This is a genomic window from Vibrio makurazakiensis (genome assembly GCF_050337375.1).
GTDB classification, from domain to species: Bacteria; Pseudomonadota; Gammaproteobacteria; order Enterobacterales; family Vibrionaceae; genus Vibrio; species Vibrio makurazakiensis.
Window position 1 is genome coordinate 1 of sequence record NZ_JAKJSW010000101.1, and the last position, 15,443, is coordinate 15,443.

At 42.8% G+C, this 15,443-nt stretch carries 10 protein-coding genes; 5 read left to right on the forward strand and 5 right to left on the reverse strand.

What is annotated here, in order from left to right:
* On the forward strand, window positions 1-1,222 hold a 1,222-nt coding region (locus tag L4C33_RS12605), incomplete at its 5' end, for a DUF3612 domain-containing protein (protein ID WP_428812777.1).
* Between the two features lie 484 nt (window positions 1,223-1,706).
* On the opposite strand, the gene L4C33_RS12610 is transcribed toward L4C33_RS12605, so the two are convergent.
* The 3 genes from L4C33_RS12610 to L4C33_RS12620 form a co-directional block, all read right to left on the reverse strand.
* Window positions 1,707-3,197 carry a DEAD/DEAH box helicase gene (locus tag L4C33_RS12610; RefSeq protein ID WP_428812778.1) on the reverse strand — a complete coding sequence of 497 codons (1,491 nt, stop codon included), beginning with the start codon at window positions 3,195-3,197 and terminating at the stop codon, window positions 1,707-1,709.
* Window positions 3,198-3,336: 139 nt separating this feature from the next.
* Window positions 3,337-4,704: a diguanylate cyclase gene (locus L4C33_RS12615; protein WP_428812779.1), complete on the reverse strand. Its 1,368-nt coding sequence runs from the start codon at window positions 4,702-4,704 to the stop codon at window positions 3,337-3,339.
* A 197-nt stretch (window positions 4,705-4,901) separates the two neighbouring features.
* Window positions 4,902-5,807, reverse strand: coding sequence for a LysR family transcriptional regulator (locus L4C33_RS12620; RefSeq protein WP_428812780.1), 906 nt, complete (start codon window positions 5,805-5,807; stop codon window positions 4,902-4,904).
* A 111-nt stretch (window positions 5,808-5,918) separates the two neighbouring features.
* On the opposite strand from L4C33_RS12620, the gene L4C33_RS12625 reads away from it, so the two are divergent.
* Both L4C33_RS12625 and L4C33_RS12630 read left to right on the forward strand, forming a co-directional pair.
* Window positions 5,919-7,973 carry an alkyl/aryl-sulfatase gene (locus L4C33_RS12625; protein WP_428812785.1) on the forward strand — a complete coding sequence of 685 codons (2,055 nt, stop codon included), beginning with the start codon at window positions 5,919-5,921 and terminating at the stop codon, window positions 7,971-7,973.
* A 230-nt stretch (window positions 7,974-8,203) separates the two neighbouring features.
* Window positions 8,204-9,292, forward strand: a complete 1,089-nt coding sequence (locus tag L4C33_RS12630) for a DUF3541 domain-containing protein (protein WP_428812781.1) — start codon at window positions 8,204-8,206, stop codon at window positions 9,290-9,292.
* 114 nt (window positions 9,293-9,406) lie between these two features.
* Here the strand turns inward: L4C33_RS12630 and L4C33_RS12635 are convergent, their stop codons facing one another.
* Window positions 9,407-11,719: a methyl-accepting chemotaxis protein gene (locus tag L4C33_RS12635; RefSeq protein WP_428812782.1), complete on the reverse strand. Its 2,313-nt coding sequence runs from the start codon at window positions 11,717-11,719 to the stop codon at window positions 9,407-9,409.
* A gap of 442 nt (window positions 11,720-12,161) precedes the next feature.
* Between L4C33_RS12635 and L4C33_RS12640 the strand changes: the two genes are divergently transcribed.
* A complete protein-coding gene (locus L4C33_RS12640; RefSeq protein WP_428812783.1) occupies window positions 12,162-12,893 on the forward strand; it encodes a GntR family transcriptional regulator in 732 nt (243 codons plus the stop codon).
* 88 nt (window positions 12,894-12,981) lie between these two features.
* Here L4C33_RS12640 and L4C33_RS12645 read toward each other — a convergent pair whose 3' ends face one another.
* The gene (locus L4C33_RS12645) at window positions 12,982-13,800 is read right to left on the reverse strand and encodes a substrate-binding periplasmic protein (RefSeq protein ID WP_428812784.1); all 819 of its coding nucleotides are present in this window, start codon (window positions 13,798-13,800) and stop codon (window positions 12,982-12,984) included.
* Between the two features lie 394 nt (window positions 13,801-14,194).
* On the opposite strand from L4C33_RS12645, the gene xdhA reads away from it, so the two are divergent.
* A partial coding sequence (gene xdhA / locus L4C33_RS12650; protein WP_428812786.1) for a xanthine dehydrogenase small subunit occupies window positions 14,195-15,443 on the forward strand: 1,249 nt, incomplete at its 3' end.

Below are 15,443 nucleotides of genomic sequence, written 5' to 3' on the forward strand. Positions count from 1 at the left end.
CAGTGGCATGGCGTTAGAGCCAAGCTTTCTATTCTCGAATGACATTCTACAAATCGCCATTCCAGAAATGCTCTCTCAAACGGGCATCAACGGGCGTCAATTCGCACACCTGCTCATACGAGCGCATCAGGAAAGCAATCAAAACCACTTCCCAGATCTCGAACGAGCAGCAGAAGAAGTTGGCTTAAAACGGCTGAATCTAAGTGTCGAAGACCTCATCGATATCGCGAAAAGTTTGGGGATTCAAATCCGCTGGGTAACACGCACACCACAAGATGTGGTTGATGAGCTAGGTATTAATGCTAAGCAGCTTGTTACCTYATTCTTTGAGCCCCCAGGCACCATCTACCTAAATGAAATCCTCAAAGAGTATCCTACGCGCTTGAAGTACGATTTATCGGTCTATATCGGCCACTGCGTACTTCATAGTAAAGAAGGCCTTAAGAGCGTTTTGTCTGTAGGGAATAACAATACATGGGACGACAGCCAGTCATTTAACCCATCGTCTCAACTTAATTCTAAAGATATTCTACAAGCGTGGCGTGATTTCGAATCGAGCTTCTTTGCTGGCGCGCTATTGTGTCCAAAAGTACCGTTTAGACAACTTCTTGATCGGACAGGCTACGAAATTGATGTTCACAAGCGTGCGGGTGTATCGCCGTCGGTTGCWATGCGCAGAATGACGGTTGTTTCACCTTATCCGCACTGGCACTATTTTGATGCCTACGGACCTGGAAAATTGAAAGCAGTTTATCGCGGTAATGGGATCCCTTTACCCTGGGGGAACATGAGAGCGGTCGCAGACCCATGCCASCACTGGGCGGTATTTAGACGTTTATCAGAACCACAAGCAGGTAGCTCAGCACAGATCTCTATACTCAACGTTGGTGACGAGCCTAGAATCTATTGCTGTGAATCAATCAACATGACCGATCCAGCAGGTAATAACCGAGTACTATGTGCTGGTATTGATCTGAACCCTGCGATAGATGCACAAGGGGGAGACTCAAGATCAATTGCTGAAGAACTTAAAGCCTCTTGTGTGAGTAACGGGGGCTCTGTCGCCATTCCGAGAAGCATCAAGAAAGATCTCACCACAATTGCAAAAATCCTGAACATCAATTGGATAGAACGAGGAATCGAAACAGAAGCCCGCTTGATATGCTCACGCGGTGCAGCCTGCCCTCGTCAACCTAGTTGTTACTCTAAATGTCAGGGCTAACCACCAGGCCATTATCCAGACGCTAACCTCGTCGTGTGCTCGATCAAATTACCAGAGCACATGGTGAGGTTTAACGGCTTATTTCCTCTAGCCTCTAGAATTTTGGCAAAAAAAAACCAATCACAAACTAGGTGATTGGCTATATATTTCTGTGAACAATCAAGGTTCACTAACAACGTCAGTTGGCTAGGTGACCCTCGGCTTAAGAAGGGTCATATTAATAAATGCAGTTTATGTGCCAACTTTTAAATAACCATTTCATTAGGCATTCAGGCGCTTATTCGTACAAACTCAATCATTAAATTGCATAATGGAATTGCAATTTGCAAATCGCAAAGACTTTGCTAGTGAGCGTGTTGTCACTTAAAGGCTGAGTGAATCAGCACATGAAGCCAAGTTAGATTCAATAGCAAAAAACAAAAAGCCCATACCTTCTAAGATATGGGCTCAAATTATTCACCTGAACTGTGTTAACTCAATTCGATTAGTTTGATTGAGTTCTGGTACGTGGCTTTTTAGAACCGTAACCTGAAGGTTGACGTTGTTCACCACCAGCTTTATTACCTGAATTAGGTTTCTCTGTATTTCTACGGCGCTTAAAGTTTTGACCGTTATTCTTTACAGAAGCATCTTCTGAAGTGCTTTCACCTGTATTTTTCTTAGGTGCAGGCTTGCGCTTAGGCCCATTCGCAGTACTTCCAACGTGGCGTTTATTTTTGCCAGCAGGTTTATGACCACGGGCATTCTCACCAGAGCGCTGACCGTCAGCATGCCCTACTTTTGGCTTCTTAGGTTTTTTAGGCTTGATTGGACGAGTATCCAATCGAGACTCTGGAAGCTTGTTCACAGGTGTAAACCCTTCAAGCTCACGACGCTCAAGCAGCTGTTTAATTAAACGCTCAATACCAAACAGTTCTGAAGCTTCATCTGCACATACTAATGAAATCGCTTTACCTGTTTCGCCAGCACGACCAGTACGGCCAATACGGTGTACATAATCTTCAGATACATGTGGAAGGTCGAAGTTAACTACTTGCGGTAGCTGCGGGATATCAATACCACGAGCCGCGATATCAGTCGCCACTAATACTCGTACTTTACCTGTTTTAAAGTTCTCTAGAGCTTTAGTACGTGCGCCTTGACTCTTATTACCATGAATAGGTGCTGCTGTAATATCTTGTTCTTCAAGGAAACGAGCTAGCTTGTTAGCACCGTGTTTCGTCTTGCTAAACACTAATACCTGACGCCAGTCGTTATCTTTAATCAGTTTCGCCAGCATTGGCCCTTTTTTCTTTTTATCCGCAGGGTAAATACACTGCTCAACTGTTTTAGCCGTTGAGTTTGCAGTGTTCACCGAGATTTCAACTGGGCTATTCACTAACCCTTTTGCTAGGCTGCGGATGTCATCAGAGAAGGTTGCTGAAAACAGCAAGTTTTGACGTTTCTTAGGTAAGAACGCAAGGATCTTGCGAATATCACGGATAAAGCCCATATCTAGCATACGGTCAGCTTCATCTAACACTAGAATCTCTAACTGGTCAAAACGCACTGCATTTTGGTTGTAAAGATCAAGTAAGCGACCCGGAGTTGCAACTAGCACATCGCTACCCTTGCGTAGCTTTTGCATTTGAGGGTTAATTTTAACACCACCAAATACAACGCTAGACGTCAAAGGTAAATGGATACCGTATTTAACAACACTGCCATTCACCTGAGCAGCAAGCTCACGTGTAGGGGTAAGTATCAATGCACGTACTTGATTTTGACGAACTCGTGGGCCTTTTGAAAGAAGCTCAAGAATTGGAAGCGTGAAACCCGCAGTTTTACCTGTACCTGTTTGGGCCGCAGCCATCACATCGTTGCCTTTTAAAACCGCCGGAACAGCTTTTTCTTGGATTGGCGATGGCTTGTCATAACCTTGCTCTTCAATAGCTTTAAGGATTGGAGCAGAAAGGCCCAAAGAGGTAAAACTCATAGATTATTTTCTCAGTCTGATAACATAAAAATAAAGTTGCACAACTTATTGTAATCGTACAACTTCAACATTCGCTTAATCTAAGCGAAACGCGACATTCTGAGGCTTTTCCCTATTTTCAGCAACCAAATTCTACGCTTCAGCGCCCAATYGCCTTCRCTCCGCGCTTTTCTGCATACATTTTTTCATCGGCCATTTTCAATAATGAATCAACATCGACCATATTCTGTTTAAAGGCTGCCCAACCCACACTGACTTCTAAGTAGATAAGGTGCTGTTCATAAATCACAGGCGTACTGCAAATTGCTTTTTGTAAAGCCAGATTAATGGAACTCACGTTCTCTTCATCAAGAATACGAGGAAGCAAAATTAAGAATTCATCCCCGCCTATTCTCGCAACAATATCTGAGCTTCGCAGAACACTTTTAATCCTTTCGGCAACGGCAACAAGCACTTTATCGCCAGCAGCATGTCCGTAGGTATCATTGATTGCCTTAAACTTATCTAGGTCAATGTTTAGCACCGCGAAACGCTCTGTACCAAATCTTTTTGCGTGGTCAAATAGCTGATTTAGGCTATACATGAAATAACGTCGATTAGGTAACTTGGTCAGCTCATCATGCAAAGAGCGGCTATGCGCTATTCGATAGAGCCTAAATATCAGCACGAATGCGAGTAACAGGAGAAGTAAAACGGGGTAGCCGATCAGATAAACAATATAAACGCGATACCAAGCAAACTCAGACAATAGATCCGTATCATGTGAAACAGCAAGCCCCCACCCACCATAAGGGAAGTTAACCTGCTCTGTTGCAAACGCACTATCAAAGATCTTTTTCGAACCATAGAATATTGGCCCTTTTGCTCCAGAGCTGTCTAAGCCTCGAATCGCAAGTTGGTACTTATGTTCAAATGATTCAATACCAACCTCATCAAAGAGTGTATCTAAATCAATAACTGCGCTGCACACCCCCCAATAGTTTAAGTTGAAAGGGGGATCAGTAAAAATAGGCAAACGGGCAATAAGCCCACGACCACCTTGGACAAGGTTCACCGGCCCTGAAATGAAAATCTGTTCAATTTTTCTCGCCATCTTTACCGACTCCCATTGCTCTGGGATATTGCGATAGTTAACGCCGATGGCTTTTTCATTCCCGCGATAGGGAAAAATAAAATTGATCTTATCGTCTTTAGCAAGGCCAATCACTTTCACATGCGAACCTTCACGAATGATATTCGCAGCAATTTTGTCCCACTCATTAACCCCCGCGTCAGGGTTAACCGTAACGAGCGTCGAGAGGCTATTCACAACGTAAATATCACCCACAATGGCGGCTTCGAGACGTGAACGAATAACGGAAAGGTGCTTCTTTGCTTCACTGGTGACTTGATTGTTTAAAAATACTTGTTGGTTTCTATGAAGCACTTCAATAATCCCAGCAGCAAGGATAATTACCAACAAAATTAGAGCATTAACGGACCATTGCTTGCTCGAGCTATTTAGCATCCATATCCTCTCATAGCTACGGCTTCATAAAAGTCTCGATGTGGTAACAACGATAACTTCCATGATTTTTATAAAGTTGTTTATCAATAATGATAAACCATATGCTAGAGGAGTTCCTTGTATAGCTCGTAATTATGAGATCTTTATTTTCATATTGTTAAGTTTGGTTAACCTTCAGTTAAATACTCACAGCAAAACTAAACTTTATAATGACTTATCCGTTCTCTTAGCCACTTATGAGCAGGGCTGAAATCAGTGCGAGCATGCCAAATCATATGTTGCTCTACAGGCACAGTATCAAATGGTTGTTCTATGACTTGTAAGTCAAATCGAGAAGCGTATCGGTTGGCAAGGCTTCGAGTTATTGTCCCTAAGCAATCTGAAGTAGACACTAATGCCATCATCGACATCATGGAGTCACACTCTGCGCTTACCTTGCGCTCTTTTAGTGCCTCTTTAGTAAAGGCATCAGCAGCATACTTTTGCGAACGGCGAAGCCTCAGCGTCACATGCGTTTCGTCATAAAATTCCGTTTGCGAAATACTCCCCATCACTCTTGGATGGCTACGACGAGCGATAACAACGATCTCATCGTTAAACAGAGGTTTCGTTTTATATGATGCCCCTAAATCCAAATGTAAGTCGATCGCTAAATCCGCTTTTTGCATACTCAGTTGCTGCAATAAATGTTCTTCATTACTCGGCGCAATCGCAAAGTTAATCACCACATTTTGCAACTTGTCATCGGCTGCTGCTAATGGCTGATAATTCACTAGTGCCATTTCATTAACAAGAACTCGAAACACTTTCGGTCTACTTGGATCAAAATGTTTGATGTTACTGAGTGCACTACTGATTTGACCAAACGCAGGTGATATTTCATTCGCCAGTTGTACCGCAATATGCGTAGGTGAAATTCCTCGGCCCTCCCGCACGAACAGTTCTGCTTGCAGTTGAGCTTGCAAACGCTTCAAGGCTCCGCTTACTCCGGGCTGCGTCATATCTAAACATTCAGCGGCTTGAGTAATAGATCGAAGGCGGTATACCTCAAGAAATACGGTCAGTAAGTTGAGATCAAGTCGGTCTTTTGAAAGTTCTGTCATAAAAACATAGCCATTAGTTATGTGTTATATAAACCTTACTTTATTTTTAGCTATGTGTCATTTCGGTAAAGTCTCCTTAACGAAACAAAATACTCAACAGAGGCTCCTATGATGACATTACTTCGCACCCCAAAAGCAGCATTAGCCCTAGCGGTTATTTTCTCATTCCCAGTATCCGCTGCTAATCACGATCATGACCATGTACACGGAGAGTTAGAAGTTAATGGTAAACCTGCAACAGCTCATACAATCCAAGCAAATAAAGCATTCAGCGAGACGTTAAATTGGCAAGACAGAGACGCTTTTGAACGTAATGATAAAGGCTTGATCCAGCCTCTAAATCAAGCGTCACTCGATATCATGCGTGCTAACTACGACTTCATCAGCCAAGATGAAATCGCAGACAGTGTCAACCCATCGCTGTACCGCCAAGCGCAGGTCAACAACACTGCAGCAGGGTTATACGAAGTACGAGATGGTATTTATCAAGTTCGTGGTACAGATTTATCAAACATCACTTTCATCCGCGGTGAGTCTGGTTGGATTGTTTACGATGTACTTTTAACCAAGCAAGCGGCTGAAACATCGACAAAATTCTTCTTGGATAATGTTCCTGAAGGCGGTGACCTACCTATCGTGGCGATGATCTATTCGCACAGCCATGCTGACCACTTTGGAGGCTCTAGAGCTATCCAAGAGATGTTCCCAGAAGTGAAAGTATACGCTCCGAATAACATGACCAAAGAGACGGTCGACGAGAATGTACTGGCCGGTAATGCAATGTCACGCCGAACCGCTTATCAATACGGTGCAACCCTTGGCGCTCATGAGCACGGGATCGTCGATGCTGGTTTAGGCAAAGCGATCTCGAAAGGAGATATCACTTACGTAGCACCGGATATTACGCTCAATACTAAAGACAAATTTGAGACTCTAGAAATAGATGGCCTTGAAATGGTATTCATCGATACTGCGGGTACCGAAGCCCCTTCAGGCATGGCGACGTTCATTCCTTCTATGAAAGCGCTGTGGACCGGAGAAATGATGTATCACGGCATGCACAACATCTACACATTACGTGGGGCAAAAGTCCGTGATGCGTTGAAATGGTCAAAAGACATCAATGAAATGATTAACGCTTGGGGCGATGACATTGACGTACTGTTTGGCTCGCATTCATCACCTATTTGGGGTCATGAAGACGTCAATGACTTTATGAAAATGCAACGTGATAACTACGGCTTCGTGCACAATCAAACATTGCGTTTAGCCAACAACGGCGTGGTACTGCAAGATATTGGCGACGCGGTCGTAGAAGCGTTACCAAAATCAATTCAAGAAGCGTGGCATACCAATGGCTACCATGGCTCATACAGCCATAATGCTAAAGCGGTTTACAACATGTACTTAGGCTATTTCGACATGAACCCAGCTAACTTAAACCCGCTTCCAACCGACAAAGAAGCCGCTAAGTTTGTTGATTACATGGGGGGAAGCGACATTATCGTTAAAAAAGCACAGGCCGACTTTGAAAAAGGTGAATATCGATTTGTTGCAACCGTCTTAGATAAAGTTGTCAACGCAGAGCCAAGTAATGATGAAGCTCGTAAATTATTAGCCGACACCTATGAGCAACTAGGCTACCAGTCTGAAACCATGGGTTGGAGAAACACCTACCTGACAGGTGCACAAGAGCTACGAGTTGGCACATTACCAGGAACACCAAAAACAGCTTCACCAGACGTGCTAGCCGAAATGTCGCTAACCAACCTACTCGACTATATGGCGGTTAAAGTAGACTCCACGATTGCACAACATACGCCATTYACTATGAACGTTATTATTCCTGACTTAGATGAGACTTACTTTGTTGAAATGTCTAACGGTAACTTAAGTAACGGTCTGGTAGAAAGCGCTCGTAATGCAGATGCAACTTTGTATATCAACAAATCAGATATTACAAAAATCATGCTTGGAAAAACGACACTTAATGAACTATTAGCCAATAAACAAGCAGGTATCAATGGCGACGCTAAAGTACTAGAAAAACTGGCTGCAGCTTCATCAGAATTTGATGGCTCTTTTGAGATAGTGCCTCGCCCTGAGCAAGGAAAAGAGGTCGACGCTCATCTATACCAATTGGGTAAAGATAACCACAAACACTAACCCTTTAACCCTAGCCATCGGTGATAAAAAACCGATGGTTACATTCATAAGCGAACATCACCTAATTTAAAGGGCCAATTGGCCCTTTTTTCATTTCTCTCGCACTTTCCATTTCAGTAAATTATGCTCTATTCAAGAATACTTACGTGTTCCTGACATTAGTCTTACATGAATCACTACTTTGAGTGATAACTTCCCAAGTTCACATTCATAGGTTCGGTATCTATCACATGAAGCTAACAAAAATATCACTTTGCCTTTTATTAGGTGCCACCGCGTCGTTCGGGTCATATGCTCAAGCCACAGACAGTAGCCAGACTTTCGAACAATCGGCTGACGTTATTCGCCAAACCTATGAACAACAGTTGTATACCCTACCCGCATTCAAAGAAGGTCATTACGGCCTTAGAATGTTTCGCCAAACTCAAGACCCTAAATATACAGCAGCGGTATGGAGTGACATGGCGCGCGTAACTAGCCGACTAAATCGGTTTTCAGAAGAAGTGCATACTCCCCAACAAATTGCAGAATACAGCCAACGCCGTTTATCCGGTTATGTGGGCGAGACTGATGAGCGCAGCGTGAGACGTTACAATGTAACCAAGACTATGCCGGAATATCTGTATCTTGGTGTTGATTTACTTGGTTCTATGGCAAGAGCCAATGAATACGAGCTCAAACATCAGGATGACAAACAATTACGCGAGGTCATTCGTCGCTATGATTTCTCCAAATACGCAACTAACCAAGAGATGGTGGAAGCGTGGGCAGCGCAGTTAGCGAACCAGGTTTATTGGTTAAGGCAGCTAGGCGAACAAGATGTTGTCGAAGAATTTACGGATACCTTTAAAGCGACTTACCCAGACGACAAAGACAGCACGCTGTCTAAGCAACAATACGGCAATAAGCTGTATGGTATGACTCATATTATTTTTGGTGATTCAGAGTACTACCAGCATCAAGTGAGCGAAAAAGAACATCAATGGATATACGATTATTTCAGAGAGAATATCGATACGATCCTGTCTCAAGCTAAAGAAGACGTTATTGCAGAAGTGGGGATTACATTCTTACTAGCAGGCCTAGAAGATGACCCAGTAGTGCATAAAACTCGCTTGGCGATCCAAAAATCAATTGATACACAGAAAGGGATGATCCCATCTGTGACGGGTGATTTCGACTTAACCTACGGTGAGCACCGAAATGTACTGGCGATCATGCTACTAGATTGGCAACAGGTAAATGAAGCWCCAACGTTTGAGAAGCACCCTAAAGTTTTTTCAAACTTGCCTTATGGCTTAGAGCAGAAAGCAGACTAGATAAAGAATACAAAAAGCGCCTTTAGGTTCATGGAATCTAAAGGCGCTTTTTTATAGCTTCGTTTTAGAAAAGTTGCGTTGTTTAAGTAAAAATAGAACGGCTTAAGTAGACGACTAATACCTAAATTTACCAATTTCTCGATGAAGGCTATCTGCTTGTTGTGACAAACCACCAAGCACTTCATCAACATCATTCACCTGTGCTGAAACGGCGGTAGATGCGTCGGCTATTGAAGTAATACTGCTACTTATTTCATCAGTAACGGCTTTCTGCTCTTCTGTTGCCGCCGCAATTTGAACATTCATCTCATTGAGTTCAGAGAGCATATCAACGATCTTAGACAGCATTTCGGTGTTTTCGCCACACGTTTCCACACCTTTGATGACTGAGTTATTCGCATTTTCAATGCCTTTTGAAACGCTATTCGTTTCTTTTTGTAATGCATCGATTTTGGCTCTAATTTCCTCTGTCGAGTCTTGAGTTCGGCTAGCAAGTGAGCGTACTTCATCAGCTACCACAGCAAAGCCGCGCCCTTGTTCTCCCGCCCTCGCCGCTTCGATAGCCGCATTCAGCGCCAATAAATTCGTTTGTTCAGCAATTCCCTGAATCACGTCCAACACTTCAGCTATCGAATTACTTTCACTGTGTAGGCGATCAATGGCTTCAACCGCCACTTGCATTTGTGAGTTTATCTCAGTCATTTCACTACCAAGAGATTCACCAACCGCCATGCTTTGCGTACCTGTATCATTCGCCGTTTTCATCGAATCCGCTGCCCTATTCGCAAACTGAGCAACCTCTGAAATTGACGCGCTCATTTCGTTCACGGCAGTCGCGACCGAATCTGTTCTATGACTCTGCTCTGAAACGGCACTTCTTGTGCTATTCATGTTTTCAGCCATGGATTGAGTATTTTGATTCAAAGTGTCGGTTGCGACAGAGAATTCAGTAATCATTCCTTGTAGTTGTTCAAATAGTCCATTTAATGAAACGGACAGATCCGTCATTTCATCTTTCCCTTGAATATCAAGGCGTTCGGTCAAATCATTCCGTTTACTGATTGACTGAACTTTTGTTGATGCCATTCTTATTGGGCGAGAAATACCATTCCCCACTAGATAAGAAATAAAGATCGCAACAACCATAATCACCACAATGCTGATCACGACCGTTGTAAACACAGACTGATTCAGTACCTGGATATCAGCTAAAGCTTCAGCTTGGTCAATTTCAGTAAGGATCCCCCACTTCAATCCAGCAGCATCAATTGGAGCGTAAGCAGACAATACTGGAACGCCACGATAATCGTCGACGACCTCTACCCCACTTCCACCGGCAAGCGCACCTGACGCTGTAACCGATTTCACCGGTTGGAACCCTACCGAAGAGCCTTTACCTTTAATATTCTCAAGTACAGAATTTGAAACCCCTGATTTGCTTAGAGCAGCCAAGTACTCAGATTGGTCTTCAATTAAAAATCTCGACTGACTCCGTAGCAACATATCCGGTCCGATCAAATACGTTTCACCACTCTCACCTAACCCTGCTGAAGCCCAGTTTTCATTAAATGTCATGATGCTATTGATCGCATCAACTGGCATTTGAAAAACTAACACACCAATGCGTTTCCCATGGTCAAATACGGGGCTAGCAATAAATGACGCTGCGGCTTCATAAGAAGGGTAATAAGGATAGAAATCTTCCAAATGGTATTTGTCTTTAGGTAGGTCTCTTGCTTGTTTATAAGCCGTCGCTAGCCCGCTTGAGCTGTATGGCCCCGACATAAGATTGGTTGCAAAATCCAGTTCTTTAAATACTGAATAAACGACGTTTCCTTCTAAATCCACTAGGAAAATATCGTAATAGCCAAAGGCTTCAAGGAAGTGTCGAATCGGTTTGTGATACTCCTTATGAACCTCGTCATACTCAGTATTCAAACTATCGTAATCAAGCAAGTGCTTCTCACCCAACGGGTTGTTATTCACACCAATATATCGAGCTTGGAGAGCTTTCCCTACAGGGCTAACTTGCCGTAACCGATCGGATTCATTCGCCGAAGCATTACCATTCCGATTCCGATACGATGCACCAAACTGGCTAGTGTAATAATTTTCGAGTTGACGCAGATCATCACTACTCACTTTCTCAACGGGGTACGATTTAAAAGCCTTTGTAAAGTAATTCAGAGCCTGTTCGGTAGAATGATCATCTGCCAAAGTCTCAACTTGAAAATGAATCAGATCAAAATAATTCTCTATTTCATTTTTCTTAATTTCTCGAACAGATAACAACTGATCAGAAGCTCGTTTATATAACGCCTCTTCAGAAAGGCCTGAGGCTTTCCATCCTACAAAACCACCACTTACTACCACCCCAATCGCACATAAAACCGTACACGCTAAAATTATTTTTGTTGCAATTTTCATCTGAAACCTCCCAGTCGGTACTGAGCCTCTTTCCTTGATTCATGACTGCCTAGGGTATTGGTTCATTCAGTTTTATGAACTCTAATTGATACCATGATCACATTTTAGACCACCAATACTGAGTTATCGATTAATAAGGAAAAGTATTATGCTTCTTTCAATGCCCTAAGAGTCATATGACAATCTATTTACCCCCCCGACAACTAATGATAGAAGGGTCAGTAATATATGTGTTTCAGATAGGTGATACGGCGTTATCTTTTGCATTAATGACCGAAAATAATAAGTAAACCCAACCTATATAAACCGCGTAACATTCTATTAATTAAAAGAAAAATTCGATATATGTCGCCTGTTTTCATTGATGTATAGATATATGTATACAAAGTGAAGTATGATTGTTTTATCAAAGAATTGAATTAGTCGAAGGCCACGGAGTTGTATGGCGAATCTTAAAAACTCAGTCAGCAAAAATATAAAGACGAAAGTCGCAGGACAGACTCAAGACGACGTCGTTTATTGCCATATTTTTGATGCCATTTTGGAACAGCGTTTACCACCAGCGACCAAGCTCAGTGAAGAAGCACTTGCTGAGATATTTGGGGTAAGTCGTACCATTATCCGCAGAGCCTTACTGCGCTTGTCACTGGAGCAAGTTGTTGTTATTCGTCCAAACCGCGGGGCTATGGTTGCCGCACCTACCGTGGACGAAGCCAAACAAATCTTCAAAGCTCGTGAGGTGATGGAAATCGCAATCACTGACCTCGCTGTTCAAAATGCTACCAAAGCACAAATTGATGAATGTCGTAAGCTGGTTGTGAAAGAAAACCAAGCGTTTGACCACGGCGACTATGGTAGTGGACTTCGTTTGTCTGGCGAGTTCCACATCAAACTGGCTGAAATGGCCGAGAACGCACCTTTACTGGCATTCCAACGTAGTTTGGTCTCTCAAACCTCACTACTCATTGCTCAGTATGAAACCGGCAACAACTCTAATTGCTCTCTTGATGAGCACTCCATTTTACTGGATGCCATTGAAGCGGGTGATTCTGAAAAGGCGATTGAGTTGATGCAAGAACACTTAGAACATATTCGTTCTAAACTAAATCTTGATGGCAGTAGTGCTTCCAATGATTTACATGTGGTATTTTCAGACTTACTTAAAGGCAAGTAGTCTCATCAATCAATAGACATATAGAAAGCCCTAAACCTCTAACTGGAAACAGTAAGAGAGTTTAGGGCTTTTTTGTTGGKTTAACGGATTACCTAATAACGTTAAACTGATCTAAWGTTGAGTCGTCTAATTTAGGTGAATCGATACTCCATGGGCTCAACACGTCTAGCAAGTACCCCTCTTGAGAAAACACTTTCAAAGCAGCTTGGTTGAATTGACGGACTTGCTCGCTGTCAGTATGCGCTTTCGGAAAGACCGCAAAATACGTCACAGGTTTATGTGACCATGCATATCGCAGCCCTGAAACTCCAAATTGTTTAGCCCTGAACTCCACCAAAGCCCTATTACTGTAATAGCTGGCGATCCGGTCCGAGGCGAGCATCTGTACCAATTGACCGTTGGCATCCGACTTTTTAAAAATTCGCAGAGGCGCTAACCCCTTAGTGATCATTTCATCTCGAATACCTTCCAGAGAGATTAGGGTATTAGAAGGCGTAAATGCCGCTACTTGATAGTCTTGAAGGTCTTCTATTCCCTTAACGACTCGTTTGTTGTCAAAAGAAACAAACAAGCCATATTCACTCACCATAAAAGGCACGGAATAATAGTAAATCTGAGATCGTTTTTCTGTCCAGCCGTAAGGAAAACCCACATCGACTTCACCTTGGTCTACCTGAAACTTTGAACGTCGGTTTGGTACAACGGTTACTACACAGGTTTGGTTCATTTCTCGACAGATATCATCTACCATCGTTCTAAATGGGCCACCCGCCTCGCCCGAAGGCAGCTTTTGTACAAATGGAGGAAAGTCATGCACCGACACTTCCAATGCAAACGTTGAATTTGGTACAAAGAACACACTTAAACTACTTGCTAGCAATGCAACTGATCGAACTCGATATCGCATAGTATTTACTCTTAAATAACCCTCACTTATCAATCGTAGATGCCAACTCCAAAATAGAAAAGTGCACCAAAGGCAAATTGTATACAATAATGTTTCCAATATTGGTTTTATCGGTAAATTTTTATTATCCCCACAAAACACAAAAAGCACTTTAAATAACAACCAGTTAGTCTCACTTCCATTCTGCATACAACAGTTCGCCACCAACCGATGTTGCACATTTGTAAATAATTAGTTGACCTATTGGTCAGGATGACTAATTATTGACCCAAAGGTCAGAAAACTTGTACCTACTTACTAATAACTGAATCAATGTGTCGATATACAAGGAGGTCTCTTGATTACTTTCTTACTCAATCAAGAAATTAGACATGAAGATAATCTGTCACCCAATATGACAGTGCTGAACTACCTACGTACCAAGATAAACAAAACAGGTACTAAAGAAGGGTGTGGCTCTGGAGATTGTGGTGCATGTACTGTGGTTTTAGGCGAGGTTGTGAATGGACAGCTTGAATACCGTTCTATTAACTCGTGTTTAACTTTCATCTCAGCGCTTCATGGTAAACAGCTAATCACGGTAGAAGATCTACAAAATAAAGATCGTTCTTTGCACCCTGTACAGAAAGCCGTCGTCGATTTTCACGGGTCGCAATGTGGCTACTGCACACCTGGCTTTATTATGTCGATGTTTGCACTTGGCAAAAATAAACCAGATGCAAGTAAAGAAGACGTGATGGAGTCTCTAGCCGGAAACCTATGTCGCTGTACGGGTTACCGTCCAATTGTTGATGCAGCATTGTCTCTGTCTACAGAAAAACCGCTACTAGACCAATTTGCTGAACTAGAACGAAACACGATTGAAAAACTAGAAAGCATTCAAGATACCGAAGCGAGTTTACGTCTTGGCCACCTCACTGCTTTTTCTCCAAAAAGCACAGATGAACTAGCCAAACTATTTAAAGCGCACCCAAAAGCTAAACTCGTTGCAGGTGGTACAGATTTAGCACTTGAAGTGACTCAATTYCATCGTGAAATTGAAACATTGATCAGCGTTAACCTTGTAGAAGATATGAAGGTTTGCGAAGAAACCGATACCGACTTGGTGATTGGCGCTAATCTTCCAATTAGTGATTCTTACTCACTACTGAAAAAGCACTACCCAGACTTCGGTGAACTGTTGCATCGCTTTGCTTCTTTGCAAGTACGTAACCAAGGCACCATTGGCGGTAACGTTGCCAATGCTTCACCTATCGGCGATACGCCACCACTTCTCATTGCGTTGAATGCGAAAGTAAAACTGCGCTGTGGTGATGAGTCTCGCACTATGCCAATTGAAGACTACTTCATCAGCTACAAAGTGACGGCTCAAAAAGAGAGTGAGTTCATTGAGCAAATTATCATACCTAAACCGACAGAAAGCAGCTTCCGAGCTTACAAGCTTTCGAAACGCCTAGACGATGATATTTCAGCTGTTTGTGGTGCGTTTGATATCCAGATTCAAGACGGAAAAGTGACTAACGCGCGTATTGCCTTCGGCGGGATGGCTGCAACGCCTAAGCGTGCGACTCGTTGTGAAAATGTGTTATTAGGAAACGCTTGGTCAGACGCTACTATTAAAGAAGCAATGCAAGAGCTTTACA